Consider the following 16972-nt stretch of genomic DNA (forward strand, 5'->3'; position numbering starts at 1 on the left):
GATAAAGATATATAAATAGATATATATCACTTTAAAGAAGTAAGCAGAAATGACAAATAGAAAACAATAGGTCATGTTTTATTGAAGTTGAGTTGCGCATGTGCTATGATCGAACTATATATTTTACCGCAACGGTAAAGGGGGATACATAGCCTCATGCAATTCATCAGGCAAAAACAACAGGTTACCACATGCCCACAGTGTGATAACGTCGTGCGGTTGGATGCGGAATTCTGCAATATCTGTGGAAAACGGCTCAAGGGATCGAACAGCAAAACGGCGCAGGCAACACCACAAACTCAGTTGCCTCAGACACAGATCCCCGCGTCAGTTATGCCACCCGCGCCGCTAACAGAGCCAATCGAAGAACAGGTTGAGGAGTACGTGGATGACGTGGACGAGGATCTCTTCACGCGAGAGGATGCAATCCCTCACCAGCACATCCCTGCTCCCCCGGCGGAAATCATCAATCAGTTACAGCATCTCATTGAGCAGTCGGGCCAGATGGAAAAATACTTCCCGGCAGACCTGCCCGACAAAGCGGAAAAGCTTTCGGCCTGGCGGAAGCAGCTTCAGCGCGCCCGCGCCTGCGCCGAGCTTTTTGAGCTCCCGCAAATGCTTCAGGTTGACCCCCAGCAGGCGTTCAAACTGCGCTACCACCTGTCGGAGGCCGCCCGCGCCCTCGATTTCACGCGCGAATATACCGTGAAGGTCATCGGCCATGCCGGCGCGGGCAAAAGTACCCTGCTGGCCGCGCTCATCGGACAGGATATCTTCCCTCGTCTGGCCGGCGGAGCCGTCACCGGAGTACGCACGCGCATTCGCCTCTGTGGCGAGCAGGAGCCCGAGGAAATGCGCGTCCACTTTATGACCCGGGCCACCTATGATGAGCTGGTCAAGCAAACACAGCAAGCGCTTCAGAACACCAGCAATCCACGAGCCAGAGAAGCGCTCTCGAACGAACTCGCGATCCTCGTCAAGGCAGGCGAAACCTACGGCGAGATCTACCTGCGCAGCGAACCACACATCGAGACGCTGCCCCGGAGCCGCTGGAAAGACGAGGGCAGCCGCTTCGTTGAAGAGCCAGCCCGCGACAGTCAGGAGCCACGCGTCATCCGGCTTGTAGACTATGTTGAGTATAAGGTCCATGCGGGCTCACGCTCGGCGCTGCCACCCGGCAGTATCCTTGTTGATCTCCCCGGCGGCTCCGCGGGCCAGCTCCGCCACGATGCCATTATGCGCGAAGAGCTCAACGACGTCGATGCGATTATTCTGGTCATCGGGAACAACCGCTTCGGCGACGACGACCGCACACAGCGCATCTTCGAGCTGGTTCGGCGCAAGATCGTGCAGGGGCGCTCGGCAGAGGTCGCGGCACGGATGGTCTTCCTTGCCGTCACCCACTGGGATGAGATCAACTCGTTCGCCAGCCTTGATAAGGCGCTCGGCAGCCTTCGCCCGCTCCTGCGTGACCTGCCCGCCGATTACGCCAGCTATCACCATCATGGTCCGAACAACGACTACTTCTTCTACCCGCTGCGAGGCCTTGATGCCCTGATGGCAACGCTCGGGCTGGAAAAGCAGAAGCTCGACCCCGACCGTGCACAGGAGGGACGTGAATATGTCGGGCGCGTGTTAAGCGTGTATCCCGAGTTACTCCAGCTTGACCCTTCGCTCCCCTCGACAGCCAACGCCCAGGACTTTCACCGTGTCAGCCAGAAGCAGCACGAGGCTATGCTGCGCTTTAGCGGCCTGCCCGCCCTGACACGCGACCTGCAATCCTTCCTGACCGACAATCGCTATGAGGTCCAGCTTCGACAGGCAGAAACGCAACTGGCGATGGCGCTGCAACATCTTGAGGATCTCTGCTGGGAACACCTGAATCAGAATGGCATCCACAGCCGCGACCTGCAAGAGTTGGAACAGGAAATGCATGCGCGCAAGCGGAAACGGGGCGCGACGCGCTTTGAGCTGCTCCAGAAGCGCACCAACGAGATGCACACCGCCTGGGCCGACGCCCTCAAGCAGTTCGACACGGTCATCAGCACCGATAACAACCCGTTCCATCGAGCACTTGCCACCGCCCATGAACGCGCGATGCGCCGCATTAAGATCCGAATCATGCAGGGCTATTTCGACGTCTTCATCAAGTCAAGCAGCCGCTCACAGGAGGCGTCACCGGCGATGGAGATCGGCACACGGTGGGTCGATATCGATGGGTGGGGCCTGATTCGCGCGCTCCGCCTCAGCTTCAGCGCCGCCCTTGAACGCGAGCTCAACGAGCCCGCTCGCACGCTGGCCGAAGCCTTCCTGATCCCGATCGCCCATAAGGAGGAGATTGATGGCACGCTCGATATTACCCGCGTGGCGCTTGGCGAGTTTGGCGGCGAGCTGGATGATATCCAGAAGTCCTACAACAAGCTGAAACGCGGCATCCGCGAGAAGGCCCGCGATGTCTGTCTGTATGTGACCATGAGCGAGCTGCTGAATGAGGAGAAGTATGCGCCCTCAAAGGATGATCCTGCTGTCAGCGCCCTCTATCACCTGATCTCGGCGCCGGGCAAACCGGAAGATATCGTGCAGCAGGCACGTCAACTGATGGGCCCCATTCTGGACGTTATCTGCGGCAATCTGGCACAAAGCACCGAAAAACGCATCGCGCATCTCTTCCGCTATGAGCTGGATAAGCTGGAAGAACGCACCATCTACGAGAGTGATCGGCTGGACGCCAACCCGAGCTGTGTTGCGGGTGCGTTCGCCGACCTGATTAACCGGCTCTATAGCCTGCTCACCGAGCGCGTGCTGACCTCCGATTCCCTGCGGCAACAACTGGATATGTTGCAGGATCAGCGCGAGGCTAGCGTTGACCGCTGGGTAGAACTGCTCCGCGAGACAGAGATGCTCCGAAGCTGCAAAGTGCTGACCCTGACGCAGCCAGGCGAGGCCTAGCGGCTGCTATCGAGAGAGAAACAGCAAACAGCCATTCATGTTCCACCTCCGCAGCGTCATCAGCCGGGAGAAGCGGACCGCCCGTCGGCTCGCTCCTCCCGGTCCGTCAGGCTTGTGAAAATGGTAAGATAGAGAGGAGAGAAAATAGAACCTCAACCATTGGGATGGGAGAGAAAGGAGCAAGCCCCGATGACAACACACGATTTCTCGCACACATTTACGGATATACATGAGTTGACCTATGACCATGTAGAGCAGAATGAACATATCTGGCAAGCCCGCGCGGGCGGCTTTGAAGGCTTTCTGGCAGCAGCCCCGCTTGGCACCGCTATCGTGCGGGTGCGGCTCATTCGCGGGACTACCTTTGATACCGCACGCTATCAGCTTGTAGACGGCGCTCCCGGGTCACTGCCCTATCATTCCTGGATTGTCGTTAAGGGCGACGAGCAATGGACACAACCGCCCGGCATGAGCCCGGAATCTCTTCAGCAGCAGCTCGCCACCTATCTGACCGGCTTCGCCGCGACCGCCGACAAGCTGCGCCTGAAACGGCCCCTTACGCCAGACGAGTGTATTTTTGGTCTGGGCGAACGTATCGGGCCAATGAATAACCGGGGACAGAGCTTCCCCGTCTGGAACATCGATCCCGCTGAACGCGCCGAAGCAACCGACCTGCCCAGTATGTATACCTCGATTCCCTTCTATATCGGCCTGCAACCAACCAGCGGACAGGCCTACGGCGTCCTGATCGACCATACAGGCTACCTGCACATGGATATGGGACGCACCGAGGAGAACGCCGCCGCAGTCACCATCGAGGGCGATCACCTGGTTGCCTACTTCTTCTCGGGCCCGACGCTCCAGCAGGTCATGCAGCAGTATACCGAGCTCACCGGGCGTATGCCCATGCCACCGCGTTGGGCGCTCGGGCACCATCAGTGCCGTTGGGGCTATCAGTCGGCGCAGGAGATCAGCGAGATCGCCCGCACGCTTCGCGAGCGCAATCATCCCGGTGACTCCCTCTGGCTCGATATCGACTATATGCGCGGCTATCGTTGCTTCACCTGGAATACCGACACCTTCCCCGAACCCGCTCAACTGGCCGAATCGCTGCATCAGCAGGGCTTTAAAATGGTCACAATTATCGATCCCGGCATCAAAATTGATGAGCAGTATCACGTCTATCAGCAACTACATACAAATCAGTATGCATGTCGCTACCCCGATGGGAAACCGTTTGAGGGCAATGTCTGGCCGGGACGCTGCGTCTTCCCCGACTACTCGCGGGCTGAGGTGCGCCGCTGGTGGGGAGATCTCTATAAAGAACTGCTAGATATCGGTGTGGATGGCATCTGGAACGACATGAATGAGCCAGCCCTGACGAATCAGCTTCTGGAGGGCGAGCAGCCCTTCCGCGAGGGTGAGAACACAATGGATGGCGCGGTCCTCCATCAGGCCGGAGGCGAGCAGCCAACCGGAGAAGATGGCCCACCCGTCACGCATCGCTTCTTCCACAACGCCTATGGCATGGAGATGGCTCGTGCCACCCGCGAAGGGCTCCAGCGGCTTCGCCCCGATGAGCGGCCCTTTGTGCTCTCACGTGCAGGCACGGCAGGCATTCAGCGCTACGCCGCCATCTGGACCGGCGATAATACCAGTAAATGGGAACATCTCTCGCTTGCTATCCGCATGTGCCTGAATATGAGTATGAGCGGCGTTCCCTTCGTTGGCTCCGACATCGGCGGGTTCTGGAAATCCAGCACGGGCGAACTGCTCACACGCTTTGCACAGCTTGGCGCGTTCCTCCCCTTCAGCCGCAATCACAACGCCCGCGACACCCACGCTCAGGAACCCTGGGCCTTCGGCGAGCCATACGAGAGCGCCTACCGCAAGGCCATCGAGACCCGCTATCGGCTCTTCCCGTACCTGTACACCCTCTTCCATCAGGCCGCAACCACGGGCAGCCCGATCCTGCGCCCGCTCTTCTACCACTATCCGAAGGACGAGCACACCTATGAGGATCAGGACGCTTTTCTCATCGGGGACACGCTGCTCTCGGCCCCCGTCACCACCGAAGGAGCAACCGAGCGCGAAGTCTACCTGCCTGAAGGGCGCTGGTTCGACTACTGGGACGGCACGGAGTATCCCGGGCGCGGCGTCAGCACGATTCCGGCTCCGCTGGACCGCTGGCCGCTCCTCGTGCGCTCGAACAGCATTCTTCCGAGTATGCCGCTGGTCCAGAACCTTGAGCAGCTTCCGAGCGAGACGCTGACCTTCACCTGCTATATGGCGGTTGATGGACTGGCAACCTATACACTCTATGAGGACGACGGTAGGTCGCTTGCCTATCAAAAGGGAGAGTACGCCCTGACCTCGGTCAGTTGTCGGGTGGATCGTGAGAGCATCACCATTCGTATCGATGAGCACCACGAGCGCTACAACCCGCACCATCGCGAATATGAAATCGTTGTGCTGATCGGCAACCAAACCTATCGCGAACGAGTCCGCGCCGGCCAGGGCAGCAGCACGCTTCGGATCGTGCTCTAAGCCTCAGATGGCAAGGGTCTGCAAACGCTCTGCGGGCCCTTCCATCCGCCTCACCCGCTCGCGGAGAGCGCTCATCTTCAGCAGGTACTCCCTGGTTGCCAACGCCCGTATCATCATGCTATAGTAGCTCACCGTGATGATACAAAAATTCTATGTGAAGAAAGCTGACGAGCGCTCACCCGAGCTAGATTCAAACAGTGAGGAAGAGATTCAGGAATGGCACCTCAGCGTAGCAAAAACAAGCAAACTCCATCTCTTTTTACTCCTAACCCTCAACAGGCCGCGGCAATTGCCCACACCGAAGGACCAGCCGCCTTTATCGCCGCTGCTGGCACCGGGAAAACGGCGATTCTGGTACAACGTCTGGTCCGCCTGATTGCGGAGGTCGGCGTTGCCCCGGAAGCGCTTCTCTGTGTCACATTTACGCGCGCAGCCGCCGACGAAATGGAGAAACGCGCCACGAAGGCCCTGCGCGAACGCGGCATCCCGGCAAAGGATCTCAAGGGACTGCGCGTTGTCACGTTCCACGGTCTGGGACACCAGATGCTCCGTGAAAAGCTTCAAATGAAGCCGCTGGAGCTCAATCGCCGCCTGCTCAGTGGAGACCCGCGCCAGTGGCTCGCCGAAGATATCGTGCGCCCGTGGAGAAGCAACCGCACACGCGGCATGAACTGGGAAGTCAACATTGCCGATGTGCTCGGAGCCGTCGACCGTGCGAAGGAGGAACTCATCAAGCCCGAGCAGTCGCTTGATTTCTTCCGGCGCTACCTGGGCATCGAATATGAGCTGGCTGCCCGTTATCAGGAATTCTTTGTCCGCTACGAAGAGACCAAGCAGAAAGAAAAGCTCTACGATCTCTCCGACCTGATCTACATTCCGCTGCTGTTGCTGGAAAGCAGCCCGAAATTCCGCAAAACCTGGCAGAATCGGTACCAGTATCTTCAGGTTGATGAGACGCAGGATACCAACCCTTCGCAATATAAGCTGATCCAGTATCTCGCCTCGCCGAAGCACAATGTAGTGGTAGTCGGCGACCCGGATCAGGCAATTTACGAGTTCCGTGGAGCCAGCCCCGAGGCCTCGATCCTCTCATTCAAGACCATGTATCCGAAAGGGAAGATCTATCGCATCGAGCAGAATTATCGCTCGACACCTCAGATCCTTGAGGCCGCGAACCGCCTGATTGCCCATAACGAGGTGACACCCGGCTTCGAGAAGGTCTTGCGCCCGACAAAGGCCGACGGCGCTCCGGTAATGGTCACAGCCTATGAAGATCAGGAGAGCGAAGCCGAGGGGGTCGCCATGCGCATCGAGAAGCTGGTGCGCACCTGGAAAGAGCAGCTCGAAAGCCTCTCCTATCGCGATATCTTTGTGCTTGCTCGCACCAACCATCACCTCGCGAACCTGGAAATCGCGCTCGCCCGGCATCGCATCCCATACCGAACGCTTGGCGGCTCGTCTTTCTTCAAACGCAAGACGACGCGCGACATTCTGGCCTATCTCACGCTCATTGATGGGGTGCGCGTGTATCAGGAGTTCCTCAACTCGCGCAACGGGCCCAACCCGCTCAAGCGCGACGATGTCTTCACGCCCGTGCATTGTGGCGAGCAAAACGCAGCCTTTCGCGTCGTCGCCAATATTCCTTCAAATCAGTATTTCGCGCGAACCGGCAAGACTTCGCACCGCTTCACGCCGACCTTCTTCGGGTCACTCACCGCATTCGCGGGCGGACAACCCCTGCTGCAATTCTGTGAGGAACAGGCCTATACCATCGCCTCAGAACATCAACTGGGGGTCAAGGACTTTGTCGGTCTGATCCGCAGCGTGTGGAGCAAGTGCGGCAACAAGCCAGCCGAGGCCATTCGCCTGATCCGCGAATATGCCTACGATACCCATTTGCGCCACTATGACAGCAAGCACAAAGAGAATCAGGACGAGGACGCCGAAACGCCCACACCACGCGAAGAAACCCGGCTGGAAGGTCGCTATGACGAGCTTGAGGAGCTGACCGAGATCGCGCAACGACATCAAAGCATCCGCCATTTTCTCCATGCGATGGCGCAGCTCAAGGAGCAGGCGGAGAATACCAGCAAGAATAAACGCGACTGTGTGAGCCTGATGACGGTGCACAAATCAAAGGGACTCGAAGCGCCCGCCGTCTTCGTCATGGGACTGACCGAGGGGATCTTTCCACATCGTCGCTCATACACGGTGGTCGAAGAGGGGCCGATCTCACCTCCGGGGATCGCCGAGGAGCGCCGCCTTGCCTATGTTGCCCTGACCCGAGCGCAACAGTTGTTGTTCCTGTCAACGATCACGCGCTATCGCGGCACTGATGCCGTTCCCTCGCGCTTCATCGCCGAGGCCGGGTTAACGCCACGAGACGAGGATGGCGTCCTGAATCCGTTCATCATGCGGCGTGATGGCTCCCCACGGAAAGCACCACCCCCAGAGGTCGAAACGCCGACGCTCTTCTAGAACGAGAGCACTGGCTGCTCAGGCGTCACGCGCGAGCTCATCGGGTGTTCGCCCCGGGAGCGTCTGCCGCCGCAGGAGTGACATTCTCAGCATCGCACAGAAGGCTTCGGCGGCACGCGACAACTGGCGGTCAGCGCGCTGAATCAGGCTGAGCGGCGGGCGCAGGTTCAATCCGAGAACCGGCACCTGAACCAGCTCGCCGCGCCTGAGCTCCCGCTGCACCGAAAGTGATGAGACAATCGCCGCACCGACGCCATTAATCACCATCTGCTTGACGGCTTCGTTATCGGTCAGGGTGAAGAGCGAGTGCAGCTCAACCCCGTGTTTCCGCAACTCCCGTTCAATAATATCACGCACGACACTCCCCTGCTCGCGCATAATCAGCTCCACTTCTCCCAGTGCACTGATTGGAACCTCCCCCTGCTTGCTCCACGGATGAGAGGGCGCGACGATCAGAATCATTTCATCATAGGTTGAGGCGGTCACTTCAATACCCGGCGGGAGCTGTCCCGGCTCGCCCTCAACCAGCCCGAAATCAAGCTTCCAGTTCAAAACGTTCTGCATGATTTCATAGGAGGTAAGAATTGAAATATGCAATATCACCTGTGGATAACGCGCACGAAACCGCGAGACCACCGGCGGCAGCAGATACGCGCCCGAATAGCGATTCGCCGCCATCGTGACTTCTCCGCCCTCAACATCTCGCAACGCCTCTATTGCGTCTTCCATCTCTCGTTCAAGCTCAAACAACTGACGCGCATAGCTCCGCAATACCCGACCGGCATGGGTCAGCGCGATACGTCTCCCCTGCCGCTCGATCAGTGCAAGCCCGAGTTCCTGTTCGAGGCTTTGCACGCTCTTGGTAACAGCCGGTTGACTCAGATGCAGCTCCTCGGCGGCACGCGTTACATGTTCAAATTCGGCAACTTTTAAGAAAACACGCAAATTTTGTAGATTCATATGGCCTGACCGATCAGAATAATGAATGTCTGACGCCTCGCTCCCACAGCAACCCGCTCCTCATGCAGTGTACCACGTTCCAGCGAGAAAAAGAACGCCTGCTTTCTTGCTCGGTTTCACGTAGTGCTTTTTTCTCATTCCATATCGTTTTATTCCGACTTTCCTGCTTCTGCCGCTGCCACTCTATTGACGAAACCAGAGGGAAAGCATAATGTAAGGCAGAGAAACCCTTTGGCCCTTACACACTTTTGTAGAAAGGATACAAGAAAGGACGTAGCAATTTATTATGAGTGCACTATCTATAGCTACACCCTGGCTGATATGCCCGCAAACAGCGCAGCAAGCCAGGCTTCGTCTCCTCTGCCTGCCATACGCAGGGGGTGGCGCGTCGGCCTATCGTTCCTGGCAACAGCAGCTTCCAGACACGATTGAGCTTTGCGCGGTGCAGTTACCGGGACACGAAACGCGCCTCAAGGAGCAGGCGTACACCCATCTCCCCTCATTAGTCGAAGCAATGGCCGAAGCACTCCTGCCCGTACTCGATCGCCCTTTCGCCATTTTCGGGCATAGCATGGGGGCACTGCTCAGCTTTGAGTTGACCCGTTACCTGCGCAAGCATGCACAGCGCAGCCCCGAGCATCTTTTTCTTTCAGGCTGCCGGGCCGCTCATCTGCCACTCACCGAGCCCGATGTCCATACCCTATCCGATGAGGGCCTGATTGATTATCTGCGCCGCTTTAATGGGACCCCTGAAGAGATTCTACAGAACGAAGAAATGATGCAGCTTCTGCTTCCCATCTTCCGCGCTGATTTCACGCTCTACGAGACCTACCAGTATCAGCATGAAGAGCCGCTTTCTTGCCCGATAACCGTCTTCGGAGGCCATCAGGACAGCAGTGTCAGCTACCAGCAGCTTCAGGCGTGGCGCGATCATACCCGAGGAGCCTTTGCCGCCCATATGCTGCCAGGGAACCATTTCTTCCTTCAGCCATCTCGTGATCAACTTCTGGCGCTTATCAAGCAAGCACTCAACCAAAATCAGTAAGGCATCTCTCACTATTTCTATGGATAAGCATGGGATGGGCTGCCAGCGCTTCCCTTACCCTATTTATGTATCACAACGGTCTTCCGGGTGTGACCTATCCCGGAAGACCTCCCTATTTGTGCATAGGCGCCCCTATACGTTCTTCTCCTTATAGAAGCCCCGGTGATATAATACAGATACGCGCCGGAACAGTGAGAGGAGAAAGCATGAAGCCCTGTCCATTGTGTGGATATGTGAATACAGCAAGGAGTTCCTTTTGTGAGGGATGCGGATGCTCTCTAGAAGCCGAACGCCACGGCTCTCCCGAGAGACAACAGCAGGAAATGATGATGCAGGACCCGTACGAGATGCCCCAGGCCGATGAACTGTATATGCCACCACCGCTCACAACGCCTCATGCCTCCGCCTTCGATATGACGATTACCCCGCCACGCAATTCGTTTGCCGAGCTGCTTATCAACGCGGTGGTCGCGCTCTGGGGGACGCTGTGTAGCGCGTTCGGCCTCAGCGGGCTGGTAATGAGCTTCACCGAAAATAGTCTGGCAATTGTCGGGGCGGCGGCGCTCGGACTCATTGTCAGTGTGGCGGCCTGTATCCTGCTTCTGATCCGGCAATATCATCGACATGCCCGTATTTCCATGAGCAAAAGGCTTGGCGCGGTGCTCACTGTGGCGCTCCTCGGCTTTGTTGCCCTGCTGCTTGGCGTCGGCTGGCTTCCCGAAGCGGTGGGCGGAGGCGACCAATTTACCTATCGCATACTCGGGATTGTTTTTCTGCTCTACGGCATCCTGAACGAAATCATTGCTACATATTAATATCCTCCCTGGTTCTGAGTAGAGAGAAGAAATGCAGGAGTCGTCAATGTACGTGGCGGCTCCTCTTTTGACGTATTTTCAGGAAGATCGAGCCATATCACTATACAAAGGCACTGCTGAAAGAGTATACTAAGGACGGAAACCCTGCAAATTTGATCAAATAGAGTTTTCTCCATGTTATCAGATAAAACACACTGCTAAAAGGTCATCTATGAAACATATGTGTGCCTCCTGTGGCTATCCAAACATAGGCACGTACAAACACTGTGAACGCTGTGGGAGCGAGCTCATCAAGCCTCAGACACATGGCTACGCCGAAAAGGTCGAGCCTCTATCCCGAGGACAACTGCAAGTGCAGGCAAAACCGGTACAGCTTACGTCTCCCGAGCGAGCCGAACGTACCGTGCTCGGAACAATTGTCACCATGCTGCTCTATACGTGGGGAACCATGATTCAGTTCGGCGCCACCCTCTTCCTGACATCACCAGACTTTGATGCAAACGTACGCGCGGGAGCAGCGGTTGCGGGCCTGCTTGTCCTGATTATCGGCGTTGTTCGCCTGCTTCTACTGCTGATTTACCATAAACGCCCATATCTGCTGACGGTTCGCCGCGTGGTACTGTCGCTGTTTGCCCTGTTCCCGCTGATCCTGATTGTGATATGGCTCGCAACAACACAGGTCGGGGGAACACAATTGGCCCTTACGGTGCCGTTTCTCTTTCTCTATGGCACACTGGTCACTATTCTGGCAACTATTTAAGAAGGATTGCTTCTCCTATGAAAGAAAAAACATGTCAGGACTGCCAGCGCGTCAGTCCACCCGATTTCCACTATTGCGGTTTCTGTGGCAAGCCCTTTGAGCAACTGCCGGCCTATGAGTACGCTCAACAAGCCCTCGCACCGGCACAACAACAGCAGCAGATCCTGATCCAGTCATCCGGGAAGATACGCGCACCGCTCAGCACCGCCCTTTCACTCCTGTTCTACATATTTGGTTTTTCTATCTTCATGACGGGACTCACGCGCCTCAGCGAGAAAGTAATATATATCTCTCCTTTCGCCCTTATTCTATTTTTGATACCATTACTTTTTCTATTTCCTAAAAATACCAGAATTCCATCACCGGAACGGAGATTCAGGAAGCCGCTCCTGCTCTGGTGGCAGCGCCTGCTGCTGATCGTCTGCTGTACCATACTCGCGGCGCTCTACCTGCTATTTCTCAGAAGCCCTCTCAATATCTACCCATTACTTCTCATTGTCTACGGAATTCTCTGTATGTTCATTGCCTGTCTATAATGAGGATATTGAGGAGCGGCGCCCACGAAAGCCAGAGCGCCGCTCGTATGCGCTATTGGATGGAGATGGTCAGCGGCTCGCCAGCCTGCGCCTCAAACTGGACCTCACGTGCCCGGGTCGCGCTCTGAATATCGGTCAGCGTGGCCTGTAACGCGGGCTGGAGCGCTGGCCGAACGCGTATCCTCAGGCAGGCGAGCTCTGCGGCGAGCGAGAGACCATGAGCCGCCTTATAGCGTCGAACCTGCTGAAGCAGCTCCAGCAGTGCCGAGCCGACCGCTTCCGCCTCGGGATCATGCCATTCCAACCATTCCAGCGGCCACGACGCTCGATGCAGCGAGACATCACCCGAGCGCTCCCGGAAAAGCCCCTGATAGATCTGCTCGGTGACGAAGGGCAGGTAGGGCGCGAACAGCTTAAGAACAGCCAGCAACGCCTGATAGAGCGTCCAGCGCGCCGCCAGACGTTCCGCGCCATCCGCCTGATAGAGCCGTCCCTTGATCAGCTCCAGGTAGTTATCACAGAGATCATTCCAGAAGAAGCGCTCTATCTCTGCCCGCGCCGTCGCATACTCATTTTTGCGAAGTTCGGCAGTCGCGACCTCAACCGTCTGGGCCAGCCGCGAGAGCAGCCAGCGATCAACCGGGAGCAACAGCGCCGGACGGTGCGCGATCTCATCCCGGGTCAGGTCGCTGATATGCCGCTGGGCAAAGCGAGCCGCGTTCCAGAGCTTGGTGACGAGACGGCGCCCGGTCGCGACGCTCGCCTGATTGTAGAAGGTATCCAGCCCGGTGCGAATGCCGGTCGCCCAGTAGCGCAATGCATCCGCCGACTCCTGCTCGATCAGATGCCCGGGCTCGTAGCGGCTATTCCCCTTCGACTTCGAGAATTTGACGCTCTTCTCAGCAAGCGCAAAGCCTGAGATCATGATTTCCTTCCAGGGCGCCCGACCGGTGTGATAGAGCGCCTTGACCAGCGTATAAAACGCCCAGGTCCGAATGATATCGTGCGCTTGCGGGCGCAAACTCGCCGGATAGTGACGGGCGAACCAATCAGGATCATCCAGCAGACGTCCGATCAAAAGCGGCGAGCAGGACGAGGTCGCCCAGGTATCCATGACATCACGCTCGGGCTCGAAATCCAGAGCGCCACAGTCACACGGCTCATCAGGGAGCACCTGGCGCGGATCGAGCGGCAACTGCTCCGGGCGGGCCAGCTTCAGCGTGCCACAGGCGCGGCAGGTCCACGCCGGGAACGGAATACCCCAGTAGCGCTGACGCGAGATGCACCAATCCCATTGCAGATTCTCAACCCAGTGCTCATAGCGCGTCTGCATGTGAGCGGGCTGCCAGCGAAGCGAGCGTCCAAGCTCAAGCAGCCGCTCCTTCTGGTCCAGAACGCGAACGAACCACTGACGCGTGTGGAGATACTCGACCGGAGTTCCACACCGCTCATGCGTGCCTAGCGTGTGCTCAATCTGCTCCTGATGCAGAATCAAGCCCTCGGCGGCCAGCCATGCCAGAATGCGTTCACGTGCCCGCTTGATCGAGATTCCGGCAAGCGGCCCGGCAAGCTCAGTCATACGGCCATCGCGCCCGATCGCCTGACGAAGCGGCAGGTTATGGGTACGCCACCAGAAAATGTCAGTCGAGTCGCCAAAGGTGCAGCACATAACCGCACCGGTTCCCTTCTGCGGGTCAACGCGCTCATCGGCAAGCAGGGGAACCGTGATCTGCTCCTGTGGCGAAAAACCGGCGCTCGCAATCGAGGCAGTCCGCCCGACAAGATGAGCATAACGGCTGTCCTGTGGATGAATAAAGATGGCGACACAGGCCGGAAGCAGCTCGGGGCGCGTCGTCGCGATGGGGAGCGTCGCGCCATCAGCGAGCGAAAACGCAATCGTCGTAAAGCGCGTGGTATCTGTCAGATCGTCGACCTCAGCCTGAGCAATTGCGGTGCGACACTCAGGACACCAGAGGACGGGAGCCTGCTGCGTGTAGATGCGGCCCTGCCTGTAGAGCTCAAGGAACGACCATTGCGAGATGCGCTGCGCCTCCGGTGAACTGCTGCTATAGCGATAGCGCCAATCAACACTCAGACCAAGCCGCTGCCAGAGCGCCGCGAAGCGATCCTCCGCCTGTTCCGTGATCTCACGACAGGCACGCAGAAACTCAACCGGTTCCATCTCGGTCGCCTTGCGCTTGAGCGTCTTTTCAACGAAGCGCTCGGTAGGCAGGCCGTTATCATCAAAGCCCATCGGGTACAGAACCCGTTCGCCGAGCATGCGATGAAAACGAGCAATAACATCTGTCTGCGTGTATGAGAAGCAATGTCCCAGATGCAGCTCACCCGAAACGGTGGGAGGAGGTGTATCAATCGTGTAGGTCGGGCCCGATCCCTGTGGATCATAGGCATAGATGCCCTGTTCGGCCCAGAAGTGGATCAGATGTGGTTCCGCTGTAAGAAAATGATAGCGGTCGGGCAACATAGATGGTACTCCTTCTTTGTGATCTATCCGCGCCGCCGTCACATAAGGACGAGGGCAGCGCGACTCGTGGTACCACCTTAGTTCAATAGCGGGCCCGCCCAACCCTGGGCCAGCTATCCTCATTTCAGCGTTAACGGGCTGACCCCGGAAACCCCTGACATGCCATGCCGGCATCTCGAAGCTTCGACTCACAGGCCACGTTCACGGCTCGCAACTGAAAGGAGCTTCCACCCGGTGACTCCTCTTCTCTGGCAGTCCGATAACCCCTACTCCGCCTGCTCTTCGTCTTCTTCCTTATTAAACAGTAGCAATAGTATACCATCGCCCCGGCCCCAAAAACAAGCCTGCATCTTTCTTTCGCTGAAGCGTCCCGTTCCGTCTGAAACTCTTTCTTGCTTCCAAACGTGAACAGCACAGAAACAGAAGCGTAAGGAATGGAACATTGTTCAGAAGGAAGGGGTATTGCATTATGAGTCAGTGGAAGCAAGAACAGTTCAAGAAGGGTATGGAAGTCTATTCCTCCGCGGACGAAGATCTCGGCCATATAGAGAACATTTTCGATGACTGCATTCAGGTGCAGAAGGGCATCATCTTCCACAAAGATCGATATATCCCATATGATGCAATCGCCTCGGTCGACGCGGACGCGAACCGTGTCTATCTGCTGGTGAGCAAGGCCGAAGCGAAAGAGATGCAGTGGGATCTTCGCCCGAGCGAGAAACTGGCGGATCCAGTTGGCTATACATATGATCAGGGGCACCTGCCCGATAGCCCACCGCCAATGGCATAAGATGACCCGGCGCTCTCCTGAGGGGGAGCGCCTTTTTTTGCCAGCGGAAAGCCCCCTATACACCATACCTGATACGCCACTTAACGCGCCTCGAACCCGCACCTTTTTTGAAAATAGCGACAAAAAATGAATACGATATACGGTTAGAACCTTATCTTATTTAGGGTAATTACCCGATGTATTTCTGTATTTTGTCTTATACAATACAGACAAACAAGATCTAATTTTGTGACACAGATCCGGACACATACCTACTCAGCACTATCAAGCCATCATGCTTGTGCGTACTGACCACGAGGCCATGGGGGCCGACGCTGATTCTGTCGGTTATTGTCCTGAAGGGAGCGTGGAAGCATGGCTATCATTGACCCTGTTCGCGACGAACGTCGGGCATTGCTTGATTGGAATACAGCAACGCCAGACGAAATAGACACCGACGAACATACCGTTTTCAAAGAGGAAATCGGACACACTCCTGTACCCAAGCGTAGGGGATACCGGAAAACTGACTCCCTCTCTGAGCTCAATGACCTTGAGGTAGGGGCTGATCTCTTCTACTCAGAAGATGAGCTTGAAACGGACGAAGAGGAGTTCGCGACAAACCCTACCCGTTCTCGTAGTGATGGCATTACTCGCACAAAGCACTCTTCCGGCTCGGAAGACGCGTTTCAGAGCTATCTCCGCGATATTCGCGGCCTCGGCCTGCTCTCACATGCCGAGGAAATTGACCTCGCACAACGCGCCGCCGCCGGAGACGAAAGAGCGAAACGAAAACTGATTGAGTCGAATTTACGTCTGGTCATCTCTATTGCCCGTCGTTACACCAGCACCGGGGTCCCACTTGTCGATCTGATTCAAGAAGGGAATCTGGGACTGATCCGCGCCGCCGAAAAGTTCGACTATCAGCGCGGCTGCCACTTTGGCACCTATGCCACGTGGTGGATTCGACAGGCAGTCAGCCGAGCAGCGGGCGAACAGTCACGCATGATCCATTTACCGGAACATGTTGCTACCCGCCTGCGCAAAGTACGCCGCGTGGCCGCTCAGCTCTCGCAGGAAAACGGCCTCGATCCATTGCCTGAGCAAATTGCTGCCGCCTGCAACTTTGCCGTTGATGAGGTGAAAGACCTGCTGGGCGTCATCGAACAGCCGGTCTCGCTTGATGCGCCGGTTGATGACGACACTCGTTATGCTCTTTCTGATACGCTGGAGGACAGTACAACTCCCTCTCCGTCGGAGACCGCGTCACAGCATCTTCTCGGCGAGGAGCTCCACCGCGCATTGTCTGTACTGACACCACGGGAGCGCTCGGTCATCATGCTGCGCTACGGTATCGGAGATGGGCGCAGCCGCACACTCCTGGAAGTCGGGAAAGAGCTAGGCATCTCCCGGGAACGCGTCCGACAACTCGAAGTAGTCGCGCTCACCAAGCTGCGCGGCGTTACCAGCAAATACGCGCTTCATGAGTGCGTTTAAGATACATTTACACGTATAAATTATCATTGTTTATTGTATCTGCAGCTCCCGCTACAGGAGTTGTCTGAACACGGTATTATCTCTTCCAGGGCACCCGAGTGGTGCCCTTTTTTTCTGCTTGAGCACGAGCT

General features: G+C 56.9%; 11 protein-coding genes. 9 read left to right on the plus strand and 2 right to left on the minus strand.

All coding sequences use genetic code 11. The features are described from left to right. Positions 1-156 precede the first annotated feature (156 nt). From KTH_RS14985 to KTH_RS14995, 3 genes are all read left to right on the plus strand, one after another. Positions 157-2949, plus strand: a complete 2793-nt coding sequence (locus KTH_RS14985) for a dynamin family protein (protein ID WP_111324783.1) — start codon at positions 157-159, stop codon at positions 2947-2949. A 189-nt stretch (positions 2950-3138) separates the two neighbouring features. After that, positions 3139-5496: a glycoside hydrolase family 31 protein gene (locus KTH_RS14990; protein WP_111324782.1), complete on the plus strand. Its 2358-nt coding sequence runs from the start codon at positions 3139-3141 to the stop codon at positions 5494-5496. Positions 5497-5712: 216 nt separating this feature from the next. Continuing rightward, the gene (locus tag KTH_RS14995; RefSeq protein WP_111324781.1) at positions 5713-7974 is read left to right on the plus strand and encodes an ATP-dependent helicase; all 2262 of its coding nucleotides are present in this window, start codon (positions 5713-5715) and stop codon (positions 7972-7974) included. An 18-nt stretch (positions 7975-7992) separates the two neighbouring features. On the opposite strand, the gene KTH_RS15000 is transcribed toward KTH_RS14995, so the two are convergent. Beyond that, the gene (locus tag KTH_RS15000) at positions 7993-8934 is read right to left on the minus strand and encodes a LysR substrate-binding domain-containing protein (protein WP_111324780.1); all 942 of its coding nucleotides are present in this window, start codon (positions 8932-8934) and stop codon (positions 7993-7995) included. Between the two features lie 286 nt (positions 8935-9220). Here KTH_RS15000 and KTH_RS15005 point away from each other — a divergent pair, with 286 nt between their 5' ends. The 4 genes from KTH_RS15005 to KTH_RS15020 all read left to right on the plus strand — a co-directional run bounded on the left by KTH_RS15005 (position 9221) and on the right by KTH_RS15020 (position 12090). Then, positions 9221-9979, plus strand: a complete 759-nt coding sequence (locus KTH_RS15005) for a thioesterase II family protein (RefSeq protein WP_497619719.1) — start codon at positions 9221-9223, stop codon at positions 9977-9979. A 323-nt stretch (positions 9980-10302) separates the two neighbouring features. Continuing rightward, on the plus strand, positions 10303-10794 hold the full coding sequence (locus KTH_RS15010; RefSeq protein WP_497619721.1) for a hypothetical protein: 492 nt from the start codon (positions 10303-10305) through the stop codon (positions 10792-10794). Positions 10795-11005: 211 nt separating this feature from the next. Then, complete coding sequence (locus KTH_RS15015) at positions 11006-11554, plus strand: hypothetical protein (RefSeq protein ID WP_497619723.1); 549 nt, start codon at positions 11006-11008, stop codon at positions 11552-11554. 17 nt (positions 11555-11571) lie between these two features. Then, a complete protein-coding gene (locus KTH_RS15020; RefSeq protein WP_497619725.1) occupies positions 11572-12090 on the plus strand; it encodes a hypothetical protein in 519 nt (172 codons plus the stop codon). 52 nt (positions 12091-12142) lie between these two features. Here KTH_RS15020 and KTH_RS15025 read toward each other — a convergent pair whose 3' ends face one another. Next, entirely contained in the window at positions 12143-14575 is a 2433-nt protein-coding gene (locus tag KTH_RS15025) for a valine--tRNA ligase (protein WP_497619727.1), read from the minus strand. Between the two features lie 469 nt (positions 14576-15044). Here KTH_RS15025 and KTH_RS15030 point away from each other — a divergent pair, with 469 nt between their 5' ends. Further along, positions 15045-15365: a DUF2171 domain-containing protein gene (locus tag KTH_RS15030; protein ID WP_111324774.1), complete on the plus strand. Its 321-nt coding sequence runs from the start codon at positions 15045-15047 to the stop codon at positions 15363-15365. Between the two features lie 354 nt (positions 15366-15719). Beyond that, entirely contained in the window at positions 15720-16841 is a 1122-nt protein-coding gene (locus KTH_RS15035) for a sigma-70 family RNA polymerase sigma factor (protein ID WP_111324773.1), read from the plus strand. Positions 16842-16972: the final 131 nt, after the last annotated feature.

Source organism: Thermosporothrix sp. COM3, from assembly GCF_059696735.1.